14 protein-coding genes and 1 pseudogene are annotated in these 16,414 nt (G+C 70.6%); 8 read left to right on the top strand and 7 right to left on the bottom strand.

What is annotated here, in order from left to right:
• The first annotated feature begins 32 nt into the window (after nt 1-32).
• A complete protein-coding gene (locus GQR16_RS05900) occupies nt 33-476 on the top strand; it encodes a pyridoxamine 5'-phosphate oxidase family protein (RefSeq protein ID WP_170298423.1) in 444 nt (147 codons plus the stop codon).
• 219 nt (nt 477-695) lie between these two features.
• Nucleotides 696-1,958, top strand: a complete 1,263-nt coding sequence (locus GQR16_RS05895) for an ion channel protein (protein ID WP_246200563.1) — start codon at nt 696-698, stop codon at nt 1,956-1,958.
• 118 nt (nt 1,959-2,076) lie between these two features.
• Here GQR16_RS05895 and GQR16_RS05890 read toward each other — a convergent pair whose 3' ends face one another.
• Together GQR16_RS05890 and GQR16_RS05885 are read right to left on the bottom strand one after the other, a co-directional pair.
• Complete coding sequence (locus GQR16_RS05890; RefSeq protein ID WP_157414204.1) at nt 2,077-3,894, bottom strand: glycoside hydrolase family 3 protein; 1,818 nt, start codon at nt 3,892-3,894, stop codon at nt 2,077-2,079.
• 4 nt (nt 3,895-3,898) lie between these two features.
• Nucleotides 3,899-5,218: an MFS transporter gene (locus tag GQR16_RS05885; RefSeq protein WP_157414203.1), complete on the bottom strand. Its 1,320-nt coding sequence runs from the start codon at nt 5,216-5,218 to the stop codon at nt 3,899-3,901.
• A 140-nt stretch (nt 5,219-5,358) separates the two neighbouring features.
• Here GQR16_RS05885 and GQR16_RS05880 point away from each other — a divergent pair, with 140 nt between their 5' ends.
• The gene (locus tag GQR16_RS05880) at nt 5,359-6,630 is read left to right on the top strand and encodes a TetR/AcrR family transcriptional regulator (protein ID WP_157414202.1); all 1,272 of its coding nucleotides are present in this window, start codon (nt 5,359-5,361) and stop codon (nt 6,628-6,630) included.
• 51 nt (nt 6,631-6,681) lie between these two features.
• Here the strand turns inward: GQR16_RS05880 and GQR16_RS05875 are convergent, their stop codons facing one another.
• On the bottom strand, nt 6,682-7,659 hold the full coding sequence (locus GQR16_RS05875; protein WP_246200561.1) for an alpha/beta hydrolase fold domain-containing protein: 978 nt from the start codon (nt 7,657-7,659) through the stop codon (nt 6,682-6,684).
• 132 nt (nt 7,660-7,791) lie between these two features.
• Entirely contained in the window at nt 7,792-9,291 is a 1,500-nt protein-coding gene (locus tag GQR16_RS05870) for an arylsulfatase (protein WP_157414201.1), read from the bottom strand.
• A gap of 105 nt (nt 9,292-9,396) precedes the next feature.
• Here GQR16_RS05870 and GQR16_RS05865 point away from each other — a divergent pair, with 105 nt between their 5' ends.
• Entirely contained in the window at nt 9,397-10,290 is an 894-nt protein-coding gene (locus GQR16_RS05865) for a formylglycine-generating enzyme family protein (RefSeq protein WP_157414312.1), read from the top strand.
• 56 nt (nt 10,291-10,346) lie between these two features.
• Here the strand turns inward: GQR16_RS05865 and GQR16_RS05860 are convergent.
• Nucleotides 10,347-10,538 (bottom strand): annotated as a pseudogene (locus GQR16_RS05860) (RidA family protein); the annotation flags it as partial.
• A 14-nt stretch (nt 10,539-10,552) separates the two neighbouring features.
• On the bottom strand, nt 10,553-11,041 hold the full coding sequence (locus tag GQR16_RS05855; RefSeq protein WP_157414200.1) for a DUF805 domain-containing protein: 489 nt from the start codon (nt 11,039-11,041) through the stop codon (nt 10,553-10,555).
• Nucleotides 11,042-11,099: 58 nt separating this feature from the next.
• Between GQR16_RS05855 and GQR16_RS05850 the strand changes: the two genes are divergently transcribed.
• Complete coding sequence (locus GQR16_RS05850) at nt 11,100-11,447, top strand: DUF6578 domain-containing protein (RefSeq protein WP_157414199.1); 348 nt, start codon at nt 11,100-11,102, stop codon at nt 11,445-11,447.
• 13 nt (nt 11,448-11,460) lie between these two features.
• Here GQR16_RS05850 and GQR16_RS05845 read toward each other — a convergent pair whose 3' ends face one another.
• Nucleotides 11,461-12,597, bottom strand: a complete 1,137-nt coding sequence (locus GQR16_RS05845; RefSeq protein WP_246200559.1) for an LLM class flavin-dependent oxidoreductase — start codon at nt 12,595-12,597, stop codon at nt 11,461-11,463.
• Between the two features lie 365 nt (nt 12,598-12,962).
• Here GQR16_RS05845 and GQR16_RS05840 point away from each other — a divergent pair, with 365 nt between their 5' ends.
• The 3 genes from GQR16_RS05840 to GQR16_RS05830 are packed head-to-tail and all read left to right on the top strand — an operon-like array spanning nt 12,963 to nt 16,413.
• A complete protein-coding gene (locus GQR16_RS05840) occupies nt 12,963-14,411 on the top strand; it encodes a pyridoxal phosphate-dependent decarboxylase family protein (RefSeq protein ID WP_157414198.1) in 1,449 nt (482 codons plus the stop codon).
• Nucleotides 14,408-15,832 (top strand): lysine N(6)-hydroxylase/L-ornithine N(5)-oxygenase family protein, encoded by a 1,425-nt coding sequence (locus GQR16_RS05835; protein ID WP_157414197.1) that lies wholly within the window; start codon nt 14,408-14,410, stop codon nt 15,830-15,832. The genes GQR16_RS05840 and GQR16_RS05835 overlap by 4 nt, the downstream gene beginning before the upstream one ends.
• Complete coding sequence (locus tag GQR16_RS05830; protein WP_157414196.1) at nt 15,829-16,413, top strand: GNAT family N-acetyltransferase; 585 nt, start codon at nt 15,829-15,831, stop codon at nt 16,411-16,413. Before GQR16_RS05835 ends, GQR16_RS05830 begins: the two co-directional genes overlap by 4 nt.
• The last annotated feature ends 1 nt before the right edge of the window (nt 16,414 follow it).

Below are 16,414 nucleotides of genomic sequence, written 5' to 3'. Positions count from 1 at the left end.
GGGCCGACAAGCGGCCGTCGTACGATGCCCGTATGGACCGCTCCGAGCTGATCGCCCACGTCCGCGCGAACGGCGACGCCGTCGTAAGCACGCTCGGACCCGACGGCGCACCGCAGGCCGCCTACCTCAGCATCACCGCCACCGATCGCGGCGAGCTCGTGTTCAACGCCCGCGGCGGTTCGCGCAAGATCGCGAACCTGCGCCGCGATCCCCGCATCGCGGTCGTCGTCGGGGGCTCCGACAAGACGACGTTGCAGGTGCAGGGCACGGCCGAGGTGCTCGCGCAAGGCGGCGACGAGGATGCCCGCGCCGCAGCGGCCTACGGCGAGGCGTTCCCGTGGTTCGCCGAATCGCTCGCGAGGACCGAGTTCGAGCTCGTGCTCGTTCGCCTCGACTGGGCCCGCTTCGGCGACTACCGCGAGGGGCCGCCGGTCGTCGTCGAGATCGACCTCGCCGGGTTCGGCTCGCCCGAATGACCTGAGCGGATGCCGCGGGCGCCGCGCCGCGGCATCCGTCGCCGCTCGATTCGGGCCCCGTTCGATTCGGGCGTCGCTCTCGCGCCGGCGGGCGGGTGTCGGGCAGGATGGGCCTGACGCGGGGAGGGCGACGTGAGCGAACCTGGGGAAAGCGGGCCGAGCGGAGCGGGTGCGGGGGCGCCTGAGCCGGGCGGCGCACTGGGGGCGACCGGGCCGAGCGTGAAACAGCTCATCGTGCTGTCGGTTCCGGCCGTCGCGATCGGCATCGGTTCCGCGCTGGTGCTGTGGACCGTGAGCAGCCTCGCCGAGCTGCTCGAGGGGTTCCTGTGGACCACCCTGCCCGCCTCGTTCGGCGCCGACGAGGCGACCCCGTGGTGGATCTTCACGGTGCTGACCCTGACGGGCGCCGCCATCGGCGCCGTGGTCTGGCTGGTTCCCGGCCACGCCGGGCAGGACTCGGCGACGACCGAGCTGAACGGCCCCTTCCCGGGGCTCAAGGCCCTCCCGTCCCTCGTGATCGTGGTCACGCTGAGCCTCGCGGGCGGCGTGAGCCTCGGCCCGGAGAACCCGATCATCGCGATCAACGCCGCGCTGTCGATGGCGCTGCTCGCGCGCGCGGCGAGGGTGCCGCAGCAGTTGATCGCCGCACTGGCGATCGCCGGCACGATCGGCGCCCTCTTCGGCACGCCGGTGGCCGCCGCACTCGTGTTCACGGGCCTGGTCGGCGCGATGAAGACCGGCGGATCGCTCTGGGACCGCCTGTTCCTGCCGTTGGCCTCCGCGGGGGCGGGCGCGGCGACCATGGACCTGCTCGGCGGCTCGAAGATGTCGTTCGAGCTCGAGCCGATGGGCACGCTGGAGCCGATCTACCTTCTGACGGGGCTCGTCGTGGCCGCGGCATCCGCCCTGCTCGGCATCGCGGCGGCCTGGGTGTTCCCGCACCTGCACCGGGCGTTCCACGCGCTGCGGAACCCGATCATCTTCACGACGCTCGGCGGCATGGTGCTCGGCGTGCTCGGCATCCTCGGAGGGCCGATCACCCTCTTCAAGGGGCTCGAGCAGACGGGCGAGCTGCTGAAGGATCCGAGCGCGTACTCTCCGGGTCAGCTCGCGGCGTTCACGGGCATCAAGGTCGTCGCGATGCTGGTCGCCGCGAGTGCCGGATTCCGCGGTGGCCGCATCTTCCCGGTCGTCTTCGTCGGCACCGCGCTCGGACTGTTCGGCGCCGCGGTGATCCCCGACCTGCCGATCGCGCTCGCGGTCGCGTGCGGCGTCATGGGCATCGTGCTCGCGGCGACCCGCGACGGCTGGATCGCGCTGTTCATCGGTGCGGCGATCGTCGGCGACACGACGGTGCTCGCGCCGCTCTGCCTCATCGTGCTGCCGGTGTGGCTCATGGTGACGAAGGCGCCCGAGCTGGTCGTCTCGCCGCCTGCGCCCGGTGTGTCGGTGCCGAACCCCGACACCCGGCGCAAGCTCTAGCGAAGCCGCACGGGTGGCGGCGGCGCAGAGATCGGCGACCCGGAGGCGAGCGGATGCCGCGACGGGACGGCGAACGCCCGCCCGGGTCTCCGGGCGGGCGTTCGTCGTCGAGTCGCTCCTACAGGCTGAGCCCGTGGCCGAAGCGGAACAGCGGGTCCTTCGTGTCGAACGGCACGTCTTCACGGCTCGCCTCGACGGCGGCCATGCTCGACGGCAGGTCGAACGGCAGCTTGCCGAGGGGCGCGACGGCGCCCGTCAGCACGTCGAGCACGGCGCGCGCGCTGGCGCCGTAGTTGCCCACGACGGCGGCCGCCTCGTCGATGAACGGCGTGAGGATCGCCGGGCGGTCCAGGTGCACGTCGATCACGGTCGGCACGGCGGCCGCGACCTCGCAGAGGTGCGCGACGGCCTCCTCCGTGAAGTCGAGCGACCCCTGATGGAAGAAGTTCTCGAACGTCGACGAGCGCACCTCGAAGGGGGCGTGCGTGCGGATCACCGCGACATCCGCCTCGGCCGGGGTCTCGACGACGGTGCCGTACTCGGCGGCGATCTCGGGCGCGATGCCCTCGACGTAGAGGCGAAGACCGCGCGCGAGGGGCAGCGTCGGCGCACCGGCATCCGTCACCGTGTTCGTGAGCACCGTGATCGAGGCGCGCTGGGCGGCCTCGCCCGCGGCGACGAACTCGTCGGAGCCGACGACGCGAGCCGCGTGCTCGACGTCGACGAACGGCTGGTCGAAGAGGCCGAGCACGAACTTCTCGCGCAGCAGGCGGCGCGCCGAGACGTCCAGGCGCTCCTCGCTGATCTCGCCGGCCTCGACGAGCTCGACGAGCAGCTCGGGAATCGCCTCGCCGCCGAACTGGTCGACGCCGGCCTCGAGCACCTTGATCACGCGCTCGCGCGGCGTGAGGTGCTCGACGCCCCAGGCACGTGCCGGGAACGGCTCGCCGAAGATCTCGGCGTCGGAGATGAGCCCCCAGTCGGTGCAGACGATGCCCTCGAAGCCGTAGCGCTCGCGCAGCAGGCCCGTGACGACCGACTTGTTGAAGCCGAAGCCGACCTCCTCGTACTCGGTGCCGACGGGCATGCCGTAGTACGGCATGATCTGGCGGGTGCCGGCCGCGAAGGCGTCTTCGAAGGGCTTGAGGTGCAGCTCGAACTCGCCGCCGGGGTAGACCTGCTCGCGGCCGTGCTCGAAGTGCGCGTCTTCACCGTCCATCTGGGGGCCGCCGCCCGGGAAGTGCTTCGTCATGGTCGAGACCGAGCCCGGCCCGAACGACTCGCCCTGGAATCCGCGGATGTAGGCGGCGCCCAGCTTGCCCGTGAGCTCGGCGTCCTCGCCGAACGTCGCGACCTGGCGGCCCCAACGCGGCTCGGTCGCGAGGTCGATCTGCGGGTGCAGGGCGACGCGGATGCCGACGGCCGTGTACTCCTGGCGGGCGATGTCGCCGAAGCGCTCGACGAGCGCCTCGTCGCGGATCGCCGCGAGGCCGATGGTCTCGGGCCAGCTCGAGAACGGTCCGGAGAGCATGCCCGCGAGGGGGTTGTCGCTGAACGAGTGGCGCGGGTCGGTCGAGATCGTCACGGGGATGCCGAGGCGGGTCGACGCGGCGAGCTCCTGCAGGGCGTTGTGCCACTTGGCCATGAGCTCGGCCGACGGCGCGGAGCCGAGCACGTTGAAGTGCGTCATGCCCTTGCCGATGACCTGGTCGTGGTTCGAGGGCAGCCCGAACATCGGGTTCGCCTCGGAGAGTTCGCCGTCCTGGCTCATGGCGATCATGGTCTGGAAGAAGAGGCCCGCCTTCTCCTCGAGCGTCATCTGGGCGAGCAGGTTCTCGACTCGCTCGTCGACGGGCAGCGACGCGTCGCGGTAGGTCGAGTCGACGGGCAGGTCTGCGGATGCCGCGGCATCCGTGGTCTCGATGGTGTCGGTCATGGTGTTACTTCACTCCCTTGATTCGGTAGACGAGGACGGCGCCCGCGAGGGCCACGAGTGCGCCGAAGAGGTAGAAGGTGCTGTAGCCGCCGAGCGACGTGGTGGCACCGAAGGCGATGATCGCGGGCGCGACGACCGGGGCGATCGACTGCGGCAGCGCGTTCGCCATGTTCAGCACGCCGAGGTCCTTCGCGGTGTCCTTCTGGTTCGGCAGCACCTGGGTCGCGAGGGCGGTGTCGACCGACATGAACGAGCCGGCGCCGAAGCCGATGATGGCCTGCGCGACGAGTACCACCGGGATGCTCGGCGCGAAGGCGAGCACGACGAGGCCGAGCACCATGACGCCGCCGGCGACGGCGACGAACGGGCGGCGCTTGCCGATCTTGTCGGAGAGGATGCCGCCGATCGGGCCCGAGAGCGCCATTGCGGCCATCGAGGCGAGGTTCGCCATGAGGATCGTGCCGATGGCGTCCTGCTCGCTGAGGCCGAACTGCTCGGTGAGGTAGAACGGCAGGAACGTGGCGATGCCGGCGTAGCCGAACATGATGAGGAACTTCGTGAGCCAGGTCCACCCGAAGTCGGGGTGCTTGCGCGGGTTGAAGACGAACGAGCCGAAGAACTCCTTGACGCCGTAGCGCTCGGCGGGCTTCTCGGTGAGCACGCGGTCCTTCAGCACGAAGACGAAGATCGTCACGAAGACGGCGGCGATGATGCCGGGCACCACGAAGCGGGTCAGGTCGTCGGCGAGGAAGTTCACGAGGAAGCTGCCGCCGAGGATGCCGAGGGGGGTCGTGAGGCCGATGATGCCCGAGACCTTGCCGCGCGAGTTCACGGGCACCTGGTCGGGCACGGTCGCGGTCGAGGCGGCCATGACGCCGTTCAGCGAGGCCTGCACGACGCACCAGGCGAGGAGCACGATCCAGACGTCGGTCGCGACGCCGATGAGGGCGAAGGCGGCGAGGCCGACGAGCACGCCGCCGAGCATCCAGGGCCGGCGCATGCCGAAGCGCGACACGGTGCGGTCGGAGAGGCGCCCGACGAGCGGGTTGCAGACGAGCGCGAAGAGCGCGCCGACGCCCATGATGAGGCCGAGGGCGTTGGTCGCCGCTTCGGGCGAGTCGGTGATGTGCTGCACCTTGAAGGCGAGCGAGACGAGCACGGGCGTGAGCAGGGCCATGTAGAGGCCGAAGTTCGACAGCGCGAGCGTGGGGATGTACCCCTTGGGCGTCTTGCCGGTCTGGCCGGCTGCGCCGGTGCTGTCGCCGAGGTTGCCACCGGGGTTGCTGCCGGGTGCGACCGTGTCGGTGAGTGACGACTCTGTCATGAGTTTCCTTCTTCCACGAAAACCGAGCCGTCCTTGGCTCTCGCACGAGGATACATGAATCTAGTCCAAGTGGTAACTGAATTTCGAACAGCTGGTAACGAGCTGTGCGACGATGGATCGACGACGATTCGGGGGGCGGCATGGCGCAGGTGATCACGGCGGATGCCGCGGCGCACGCGGCTGCGCCCGTCAGCCGTGCCGCCGCCACCGCCCGCACCCGCGCGAACATCGTCGCCGCGGCATCCCGCCTCTTCATCGAGCGCGGATTCGGGGCGGTCTCGGTGCGCGACATCGCGACCGAGGCGGGCCTCTCGCATCCCGGCGTGATCCGGCACTTCGCGTCGAAGGACGAGATCCTCGAGGCGGTCGTGGCCGAGTTCACCGCCATCACCGAGGCCGATCTCGAGACGAAGTTCGGGCCGACCGGCGACGGCCTGCGCACGTTCGGCGAGGTCGCCAGACGCAACGCCGAGATCGAGGGCTACCTGCCGCTCTTCTCGGTGCTCGCGGGCGAGGCGACGAGCGACGCCCACCCGGCCCACGAGCACTTCCGCGAGCGCCACGCCGAACTGCGCGCCCGCTCCTCCGTGCTGTTCCAGGCCGCGATCGACGCGGGCGAGCTGCCGCCCGGCACCGACGCCATGGGCGAGACGATCCGCCTCGCGGCCGCGTGGGACGGCCTGCAGCTCATGTCCCTCTACCTGCCTGGCCGGTTCGACCTGCCCACGCTGCTCGATGCGCACCTCGCACAACTGCGCGGCGAGCCGGTGCCCGCGGGGCTCGTGCCGGCGTCGCCGTCACTCCCCCTCTTCGAGCCCGACCCGGTCGACGTCGGATACGCGCCCGGCCGCGTGCGCCGCCTGCAGATCATCGCCGACGCCTCGACGCTCTTCGCGAGCCGCGGGTTCCACGCGACGAGCCTGCGTGAGATCGCCGACCAGGTCGGCATCGGCAAGTCGACCCTGCTGCACCACTTCTCGAGCAAGGAGGAGCTGCTCGCCGCCGTCATCGCCCGACGCGACGCGACCATCGACATCCGCTCGGAGTTCGCCGCCGTCGTCGGTCCGCTCAACGCCCTCGACGGCCTCGCCGAGTCCGCACGCATCGCCGCCGACCTCGAGCCCGGGCTCATCGAGCTCTACGCGGTGCTCTCGGCCGAGGCGGCGGCCCCGACGCATCCCGGACACGCCTACTTCGAGCGCCGCTTCGAATGGGGCATCTCCCGCTTCACGACGCTCTTCGAGGCGGCGGCGCCCGCACTTCGCGCCGACCTCGACCCGGTGTTCGAGGCGACCTGGATCATCGCCCTGTGGGACGGCCTGCAGCTGCAGTGGCTCTACGACCCCGAGAGCGTCGACGTCGCCGAGCAGCTCGCGGCGCACTTGGCGCACCTCGCCCGGCCGGTCGAGTAGGCGCGCCGGCGCCGTATCGAGACCACCCGAAACAGGTCTCGATGCGCTTCGCTAGTCGACCGGCGGGAGGCTCTCGACCTCGTCCGCACCTGAGCGCACCGAGAGCTGTCGCGCGAGCCAGTCGCGCGCGCCCACGAACAGCCGCTGAGCAGGCTCCGTCTGCTCACCCCACACCTCGAACCCGTGCGGAGCCGCACCGACGACGTCGAACGAAACGTCGACGCCCGCTCCGGCGAGCGCCTCGGCATACGCGGCATCCTCGGCGCCGAACAGCTCGAGGTCGGTCCACGTGAGCCAGGCGGGCGGCAGCCCCGACAGGTCGGCGCGGCGCGCCGGCACGGCGTAGGCGGGCGCCTCGGCGGCGCCCGGCTCGGCCCCGAGGTACGACCGCCATCCGACGAGGTTCGACCGGTTGTTCCAGACGAGGTGGTTCCGCGCGTCGTGCGACCGATCGGCGGCCGTTCGGTCGTCGAGCATCGGGCAGAACAGCCACTGCGCGGCCACCGTCTCGCCCTCGTCGTGCAGGCGCTGCACGAGCGCCGCGGCCAGCCCTCCCCCGGCACTGGCACCGCCGATCGCGATGCGATCGACGTCGACGCCGAGCTCGCCGGCATGGGCCGTCACCCACGCGAACGCAGCGCGCACGTCGTCGATCGCCGCGGGGAACGGATGCTTCGGCGCAAGCCGGTAGTCGGCCGAGACCACGACCGCGCCGGTGACCCGGGCCGTCTCGCCGCAGAAGCGGTCGTCGCCGGCCGCCGACCCCATGACGAGCCCACCGCCGTGGATCCACAGCAACGCCGACCCGTTCGCCTCGGCGGGCGTGAACACGCGCACCCGAACCGAGCCGTCGTGCACGACACGACGTTCGACCCCGTCGACCGTCGTTCCCGGCTGCAGCCGCGATGCACGCCCGATGAGCGCGAGCATGAACGCGTTCTCGAGGTTGAGCCTCGGCACCTTGCCGAGCGCCGCATGCAGGCTCGGGTCGATCTCGTCGAGCGTCATCGGGGCGGTCTGGTCGGGCACGGGCGTCTCCTCGGGTCGGTGCCCGAAACTCTACGACCTGGACCACGGGGGCCGGAACCGTACGAGAGAGCGGGCCGCGCGAGACATCCGCCTCACGCGACCCGCTCGACGATCTCGAGAGTCGGTCGAGCCCTACGAGTTGCCGTTGACCGACTCGAGCTTCTCGAGCACCTGGTCGATCGTGAACGACGCGGGCTTCTGGCGCGCCGGGAACTCGACGAGCGACTGCAGCATCCTCGCGACGTACGCCTGAGCGGGCACGAGCAGGAACACCCGGTCGAGGAACCAGTCGAAGTAGGTGTTCGAGGTCTGCATCGCCCGCTCGAACGGATCGGTGCGCAGGTTGAACAGGCGCGGCACCCGAAGGTGCGTGTACGGCTCCGCCCAGATGTTCAGCGTGCCCTCGGCCCGCTGCTCGAGGAACACGATCTTCCAGTTGTCGAAGCGCATGGCCGTGAGGTCGCCGTCGTCGGACACGTAGAAGAAGTGCCGTCGTGGACTCTCGTCGACGGCGCCCGTGATGTAGTCGAGCTGGTTGTGGCCGTCGAGGTGCACCTTGTACTCGGTGCCGGCCAGGTCGGCGCCAACGGCGAGGCGCTCGGCGACATCGATGTCACCGGCGGCAGCGAGCAGGGTCACGAACCAGTCGTTGTGGCTGACGATGCCGTTCAGCACCGTGCCCGCCGGGATGTGCCCGGGCCAGCGCACCATCGCGGGCACGCGGTAGGCGCCCTCCCAGTTGGAGTTCTTCTCGTTGCGGAACGGCGTCATGCCCGAGTCGGGCCAGCTGTTCATGTGCGGACCGTTATCGGTGGAGTACATGACGATCGTGTTCTCGGCGAGGCCGAGCTCGTCGAGCAGGTCGAGCAGCGACCCCACGACATCGTCGTGGTCGAGCATCGTGTCGTGGTACTCCGACTGCCAGCGCCCCGCCCTGCCCTTGCTCTCGGGCTTGGTGTGGGTGCGGAAGTGCATGTGCGTCGAGTTGAACCACACGAAGAAGGGCGTGTCCTCGTCGGCCTTCGCGCGGATGAAGTCCGCCGCCGCATCACGGAACTCCTCGTCGACGGTCTCCATGCGCTTCTTCGTGAGGGGACCGGTGTCCTCGATGCGCTGCGTGCCGTCGCCGTTCGCCCACGTGTGCAGCACGCCGCGCGGCCGGAACTTCTCGCTGAAGCCCGGGAACTCCTCGTCGGTCGGGTAGTCGGGGTGCTCGGGCTCCTCCTCGGCGTTCAGGTGGTAGAGGTTGCCGAAGAACTCGTCGAAGCCGTGCATGGTGGGCAGGAACGCGTCGCGGTCGCCGAGGTGGTTCTTGCCGAACTGGCCTGTCGCGTAGCCCTGGTTCTTGAGCGCGGTCGCGATCGTCGGGTCCTCGTCGCGCAGTCCGAGATCGGAGCCCGGGATGCCGACCTTGGTGAGCCCGCTGCGATACGGGTTCTGGCCGGTGATGAACGCGGCGCGACCGGCGGTGCAGCTCTGCTCGCCGTAGTAGTCGGTGAACCGCACCCCCTCGTCGGCGATGCGGTCGATGTTCGGGGTGCGGTACCCCATGAGGCCGTCCGAGTAGGCGCTCAGGTTCGTGATCCCGATGTCATCGCCCCAGATGATCAGGATGTTCGGCTTGTCGGACACGGATCCCCCTCCGTCAGTGCCGGCGATCGTTCGTCGACCCCCGTCCGTGCCCAGTCAAGCACCCGGCCCCGTTCGGCGGCTACGGTGGATTTCGTGGCTGACGACATGGTGCTCATCGCTGGGGGAACGTTCCGCATGGGCAGCGAGGAGTTCTACCCAGACGAGCGCCCGGTGCACGAGCGAACCGTCGCCGACTTCTGGATCGACGCCCACCAGGTGACCAACGAGGACTACGCGCGCTTCGTCGACGAGACCGGCTATGTCACCGTCGCCGAGCGGCCGATGGACCCGCGCGACTTCCCGGGCGCCGACCCCGCCGACCTCGTTCCCGGCGCCATGGTCTTCACGCCGACCGCCGGCCCCGTCGACCTGCGCAACTGGCGCAACTGGTGGCGTTGGCAGCCCGGCGCATTCTGGCGCGAGCCGTTCGGGCCCGGGTCGGGCATCGACGACCGCCTGCGGCATCCGGTCGTGCACGTCGCGTTCGAAGACGCGACGACCTACGCCGCCTGGGCCGGCAAGCGGCTCCCGACCGAGGCCGAGCACGAGTACGCGGCGCGCGGCGGACTCGACGGTGCGCGATTCGCATGGGGCGACGAGCCGTATCCGGGCGGGGTCGCGCAGGCGAACTCGTGGCTCGGGCGGTTCCCGTACGACAACCAGGGCGTCGGCGGAACGGCCCCCGTCGGCTCGTACCCGGCCAACGGCTACGGGCTCTTCGACCTGATCGGCAACACGTGGGAGTGGACGAGCGACTACTACACGCCCCGCCACCTGCAGCTCTCGGACTCCCCCGTCGACGCCGGCAAGCGCGAGAACCTGCTCGCCGCCGCGAGCGCGCAGGAGGGCTTCGCCGAGATCCCCCGGCGCGTGCTCAAGGGCGGGTCGCACCTCTGCTCGCCCGACTACTGCCTGCGCTTCCGCCCCGCGGCCCGCTCACCGCAGGCCGAAGACACGGGCATGTCGCACATCGGCTTCCGCTGCGCGCGCGACGCCTGAGGGCGCCCACGATCACACGATGAGCGGATGCCGCGGGCGGCCGCCTGCGGCATCCGTCAGTCGATCACTGCGGCAACGGCTTCGATCTCGACGAGCTGGTCGTCGTATCCGAGCACCGTGACACCGAGCAGCGTGCTCGGTACGTCATGGTCGCCGAACGCGTCACGGACGACCTCCCAGACCGCGACGAGATCGGACCGCTTCGAGGAGGCGACCAGAACGCGGGTGCTGATCACGTCTTCGATGCTGCCCGGGAAGCCGGTCATCGGTCGAAGCGAGCGCCCTCGAGTCGCGACCTTCTGGCGGCGAGGAGGAGGAGCACGAAGGCGCCGGGCGGAATGAGGGCGAGCATCACCCACCATCCGGAGAGGTTCGAATCGTGCAGGCGACGGACCGCGACGGTGAATCCCGGGACCACGGTGAGCAGGAGCCAGAACACCACCACCGGAGAGCTGGGAGCCACTGCCGGCGACACGCTGAACAGCTGGACGTTCGCGAACAACCAGGAGCCGAACGGCCCGACCACCAGGTTCGACTCCGGCGTTCGGCCCGTGATCAACGCCGGGATGAGCAGCTGGGTCGTGCCGAGAACGACGACGTTCACCAGCATCCACCACCAGTACTCGCTCCGGCTGGCGCGACCTCGGAGGCGAAACGTCCCGGCCATGAACCGCCCCATGGCCTGCGGCAGCGATGCGCCCGGCCACGGGGCGGTGTCGGATGCTTCGGCAGTCGCGGAGGCTGAGGTCACGAGCCGACGCTAGCGGAACGGCACCCTCGTGGCGGAGCTACCGCAGTAGCTTGGTCGAATGCGAGTCGAGGTGTTCGTCGGTGGTTGGGAGCACGCGTGCTGCGGCGAGTCCCTCCGTCGCGGCGATGCGGTCGAGTGGACCTGCATCATCGAGAGCGACGGCAGTGTCCACGAGACGCACCACGATCTCGACGGCCTTCGCGTCACCCGCGTAGAGGGAACCGTCGTCGATCTGCGGTACGTGCCGCGCACCGGCGAGTCGACCCGGATCGAGCACATTCCGAGCGGTCGAGCGCTCAGCGGCTTCGATGAGCATGATGAGGGCAAGCTCTTCGCAATCGAATCCGACGACGTCCTCACGGCGACGAGTGAAACGTTCGTGGTCGTCGTGGAGCAGTCCGGCTGAGAAAGCAGCCCGCTCAGGCGCGGCGCGGCGCGAGGTCGAGCAGCGGGGCGACGCCCTCGGCGAACCAGTACGCCTCCTCGAGGTGCGGGTAGCCCGAGAGCACGAACTCGGTGAAGCCGACGGCCCGGTACTCGCGGATGAGGGCGGCGACCTCGGCGTAGCTGCCGACGAGGGCCGTGCCCGCGCCGCCGCGGACGAGGCCGACGCCGGCCCAAAGTCCGGGGTAGACCTCGAGGTCTTCACGCCGAAGGCCGCCGTCGACGAGCTCGGCCTGACGGCGCTGGCCGACCGAGCCCGATGAGAGGAACGACTCGCGGGCCTTCGCGACGACCTCGGGGTCGAGGCCGGCGACGAGCTCGTCGGCCACGCGCCACGCCTCCTCGCTCGTCGGGCGCGCGATGACGTGCAGGCGGATGCCGTAGCGCAGCGTGCGTCCGCGGGCGGCGGCGGCCTCGCGCACGCGGGCGATCTTCTCGCCGGCCTGCGCGGGCGGCTCGCCCCAGGTCAGGTAGACGTCGCAGTGCTCGGCCGCGACGTCGATCGCGGCATCCGACGAACCGCCGAGGTAGATCTCGGGCTGCGCGTCGAGCTTCGGGATCTGCGCCCCCTCGATCGTGTGGAACTCGCTGTCGACGTCGACGCGTTCGCCGTTCCAGAGCCGGCGGATGATGTCGAGGTACTCGGCCGCCCGTGCGTACCGGCCGTCCTTGTCGATGCGGTCGCCGTACTTGCGCTGCTCGGCGTCGTCGCCGCCGACCACGACGTTCACGCGCAGGCGGTCGCCGCTGTAGCGCTGGAATGTGGCCGCGACCTGCGCCTGCAGCGTCGGCGACATGAGTCCGGGGCGGAACGCCACGAGGTAGTCGAGATCGCGCGTGTGCTGCGCGAGCGAGCTCGCCGCGACCCAGCTCTCCTCGCTGCGGCCCCCGGTCGGGATGAGCACCGCGTGGTAGCCGAGCTGCTCGACCGAGCGCGCGATCTGCGACAGGTACCGGATGTCGGGTTCCCGCCGCGCGGGCGCCGCCGACTGCCCTGCGTAGGTCATCGCCGAGCCCTGGCTGAGGTCCGTTCGCGAGTCGCCCGTGAGCGGGATGAACCAGTCGAGGATGATGCCGCCGTCGGCCGGTTCTGGGGTGGGGGTCTCGGTCACGTCGGGAGCCTAATCAACGCCCTCGTCAGCGACTTCGGATGTTGCCGCGCATGACGTCCCCCGCCGGTCGAGTAGGGCGCGCAGCGCCCGTATCGAGACCTCGGATGTGCTGGGTCGCTGGTCTCGATACGGCGCTGGCGCGCCTACCCGACCGGCGGAGGTCGGCGCTGGCGCGCCTACTCGACCGCCGAGTTCCATCGGATCTCCGCCGGGCCGCGGCATCCGCCTGATCAGGGGTTTCGCACCGGAATCGCCCGCAAACGGGGGACGGAACAGTTCGTCACATTGCGAGGCTCGACTTAGGTAAGGCTATGCTAACCCCGGCATATCGACCGACCGTGACCGACAAGGGGAAGCCGCCGCACATGCGTGATCTGCTGATGAGTTCGACCGTGACCGAATACACCGATCTGCTGGGGCAGGCGACGGGGCTCGTGGCCGCTCGCGTGGCGTCCGTGACGCAGCCCTTCTCGGGCGCGAGCCGCGCCGAGCTGCAGCACCTCGTCGACGTGGTCGACCTCGGATCGGCGGGCGTCGGCACGGCCGAGGCGCTCCGCGAGGTCGACGAGCTGTTCCTCGAGCACGCGATCTGGTTCCACGACCCGGCGTACACCGCGCACCTGAACTGCCCGGTCGCACTGCCGGCGGTCGCCGCCGAGGCGATCCTCGCCGCGGTCAACCCGTCGGTCGACACGTACGACCAGTCGACGGTCGGCACGCTCATGGAGCGCCGGCTGATCGCGTGGACCGCGCAGCGCATCGGCTTCGACCACGGCGACGGCGTGTTCACCTCGGGCGGCACGCAGTCGAACCTGCACGCGCTGCTGCTCGCCCGCGAATGGGCGCTCGCCCAGCACGGCGGTTCGCGGGCCGAACTGCTGCCGCGCTTCAACATCCTCGCGACCGCGTCGAGCCACTTCAGCGTCGAGAAGTCGGCGCTCATCCTCGGTCTCGGCGACGACGCCGTCGTGAGCGTTCCCGACGACGGCGAGGGGCGAATGGATGCCGCGGCCCTCGCGGCATCGCTCGCGGCGATCCGTGCCGCCGGCCGTATCCCCATGGCCGTCGTGGCCACCGCCGGCACCACCGACCGCGGCGTGATCGACCCGGTCGCCGCGATCGCCGAGCACTGCGACGCGCACGAGGTGTGGCTTCACGTCGACGCGGCCTACGGATGCGGGCTGCTCGTGTCGCGCCGGCACCGCGACCTCATCCGGGGCATCGAGCGCGCGCGCTCGGTCACCGTCGACTTCCACAAGAGCTTCTTCCAGCCGGTCTCGTCGAGCGCGATCGTCGTGCGCGAACCCGAAGACCTCGCGGCCGCGGCCTGGCATGCCGACTACCTGAACCCGCTCGAGAACGAGGAGCCGAACCAGGTCGACAAGTCGCTGCAGACCACGCGCCGGTTCGACGCGCTGAAGCTCTGGACGACGCTGCGCGCCATCGGCGCCGACGGCCTCGGCGAGCTCTTCGACGAGGTGATCGAGCTGGCTCGAGTGGTCGGCGACGAGATCGCGGCGGACCCCGAGCTCGAGCTCGTCGGCCGCTCGCAGCTGAGCACGGTGCTGTTCCGAGTGCGGCCCGAGGGCGCCGACGAGCAGACCCAGGACGCCCTCGTCGCCCAGGTGCGGCGCGTGCTGTTCGAGTCCGGCCGGGCGCTCGTCGCCAAGACCGTCATCGACGGGCGGCCCTGCCTGAAGCTCACGCTGCTGAACCCCGAGGCGTCGGCGGCCGACATCCGTCGCGTGCTCGATCTGGTGAAGGATGCCGCGGCGGCCCTCGTCGACCTGCGCGACGTGGAGGTCGTGGCATGAGCGCGAACGAGACCCCGCACGTGCACGACGTCGTCGGCATCGGCATCGGCCCGTTCAACCTCGGACTCGCGTGCCTGCTCGAGCCGCTCGCGCTCGATGCGGTGTTCCTCGACCGCGCCGACGGGTTCGCCTGGCACCACGGCATGATGCTCGACGGTGCGACCATCCAGGTGCCGTTCATGGCCGATCTCGTGACCATGGCCGACCCGACCTCGCCGTTCTCGTTCCTGAGCTGGCTCAAGCAGAGCGGCCGACTGTACCCCTTCTACATCCGCGAGAGCTTCTACCCGCTGCGCGCCGAGTACGACGCGTACTGCCGCTGGGCGAGCGAGCAGCTGCCGTCGCTGCACTGGAGCCGGGAGGTGGTGAGCGTCGAGCACGACGAGGCGAACGACGTCTACACGGTGCGCGCGCTCGACCTCGAGTCGGGCGAGGTCGAGACCTACGCGGCCCGCCACCTGGTGCTCGGCGTCGGCACCACGCCGACCGTGCCGGCGGCGCTCCGCGACCTGCCCGGGCTCGTCGTGCACAGCTCCGAGTACCTGCCGAGCCGCGAGCGCCTGCAGGGCGCCGGGTCGATCACGGTCGTCGGCAGCGGGCAGTCCGCGGCCGAGATCTACCGCGACCTGCTCGGCGAGGCACGCGGAAGCGGCACCGGCTCTGAGGGTTACCGCCTCGACTGGATCACCCGGTCGCCGCGCTTCTTCCCGATGGAGTACACGAAGCTCACGCTCGAGATGACGAGCCCCGAGTACACCGACCACTTCCACGGCCTGCCGCTCGCCCTTCGCCAGCAGCTCGGCCGCGAGCAGCGCGGCCTCTACAAGGGCATCTCGGGCGAGCTCATCGACGAGATCTACGACACGCTCTACGAGCTGAGCGCCTCGGGCCCCGTGCCGACGACGCTGCTCACCGACACCGAACTGCTCGAGGCCGAGTGGGACGGCACCCGGTTCCGCCTGCGGCTGCGGCACGCGCAGCTCGAGCAGGAGTACGAGCGCGAGACCGACGCCCTCGTGCTCGCGACCGGCTACTCGGCTCGCGTGCCCGCGTTCCTCGACCCCGTGCGCGACCGCCTCGGGTGGGACGCCCTCGGCCGCCTCGACGTCGCCCGCGACTACAGCATCGACGGCGGGCGCGGACGCGTGTTCGTGCAGAACGGCGAGGAGCACACGCACGGTCTCACCGCACCCGACCTCGGCTTCGGCGCGTGGCGCAACGCGCAGATCATCGCGAAGATCTGCGGCCACGAGATCTACCCGCTCGAGCGCAGCATCGCGTTCCAGCACTTCGGGGTGCCGCCGGAGGCCGCGGGCCGAGCGGATGCCGCGGCTGGGTCTCGATACGGCGCTGGCGCGCCTACTCGACCGGCGGGGGTGGGTGCCGGCGCGCCGACTCGACCGGCGGAGGTCGTGCGATGACCGTCGTGACCGACTACGAGATCGAGATCAGGCCCGTGGATGCGCGGCTCGACGCACCCGTCGTGCAGCGGTGGCTGGCGCATCCGAAGTCCGCGTTCTGGGGCATGCAGGCGCTCGGCGTCGACGAGGTGGCCGAGTACCTCGCCGAGGTCTCGACGCACCCGCACCAGGACTCCTGGCTGGGTGCGGTCGACGGCGGAGCGGCGTTCCTCGCCGAGACGTACGACCCGGCGAGCGTGCTGCTCGTCGGCATCCACGACGCGCAGCCGGGCGACCTGGGCATGCACGTGCTCGTCGCCCCGGCCGACGGCCACGCCCGCCACGGACTCACCGATGCCGTCTTCGCCGCCGTCATGCGGTGGTGCTTCGACGAGCTCGGCGCCGAGCGCGTCGTCGTCGAGCCCGACGTGCGCAACGCGGCGATCGCGGTGAAGAACGCCCGGGCGGGCTTCCGCGTGCTCGGCGAGATCGACGTGCCCGAGGGCGATCACGTGAAGCGCGCGAACCTGTCGGTGTGCACGCGCGCCGACTTCGCGGCATCCGCCCTCGGCTCCCTTCCCGACATCGAACGACTCGGATGAC

The organism is Agromyces allii, assembly GCF_009749385.1.
In the GTDB taxonomy this organism is placed as follows: domain Bacteria; phylum Actinomycetota; class Actinomycetes; order Actinomycetales; family Microbacteriaceae; genus Agromyces; species Agromyces allii.
The sequence above is the reverse complement of the archived record's forward strand: the minus strand, read 5'-3'. Positions and strand labels throughout refer to the sequence as shown.

Excerpts from the sequence above, each read along its gene's own strand:
- GQR16_RS05900 (WP_170298423.1), top strand. The coding sequence starts at position 33 with ATGGACCGCTCCGAGCTGATCGCCCACGTCCGCGCGAACGGCGACGCC.
- GQR16_RS05890 (WP_157414204.1), bottom strand. The coding sequence starts at position 3,894 with ATGACCGACACCATCGAGACCACGGATGCCGCGGCATCCGCAGACCTG.
- GQR16_RS05885 (WP_157414203.1), bottom strand. The coding sequence starts at position 5,218 with ATGACAGAGTCGTCACTCACCGACACGGTCGCACCCGGCAGCAACCCC.
- GQR16_RS05880 (WP_157414202.1), top strand. The coding sequence starts at position 5,359 with ATGGCGCAGGTGATCACGGCGGATGCCGCGGCGCACGCGGCTGCGCCC.
- GQR16_RS05865 (WP_157414312.1), top strand. The coding sequence starts at position 9,397 with ATGGTGCTCATCGCTGGGGGAACGTTCCGCATGGGCAGCGAGGAGTTC.
- GQR16_RS05850 (WP_157414199.1), top strand. The coding sequence starts at position 11,100 with ATGCGAGTCGAGGTGTTCGTCGGTGGTTGGGAGCACGCGTGCTGCGGC.
- GQR16_RS05840 (WP_157414198.1), top strand. The coding sequence starts at position 12,963 with ATGCGTGATCTGCTGATGAGTTCGACCGTGACCGAATACACCGATCTG.
- GQR16_RS05835 (WP_157414197.1), top strand. The coding sequence starts at position 14,408 with ATGAGCGCGAACGAGACCCCGCACGTGCACGACGTCGTCGGCATCGGC.
- GQR16_RS05830 (WP_157414196.1), top strand. The coding sequence starts at position 15,829 with ATGACCGTCGTGACCGACTACGAGATCGAGATCAGGCCCGTGGATGCG.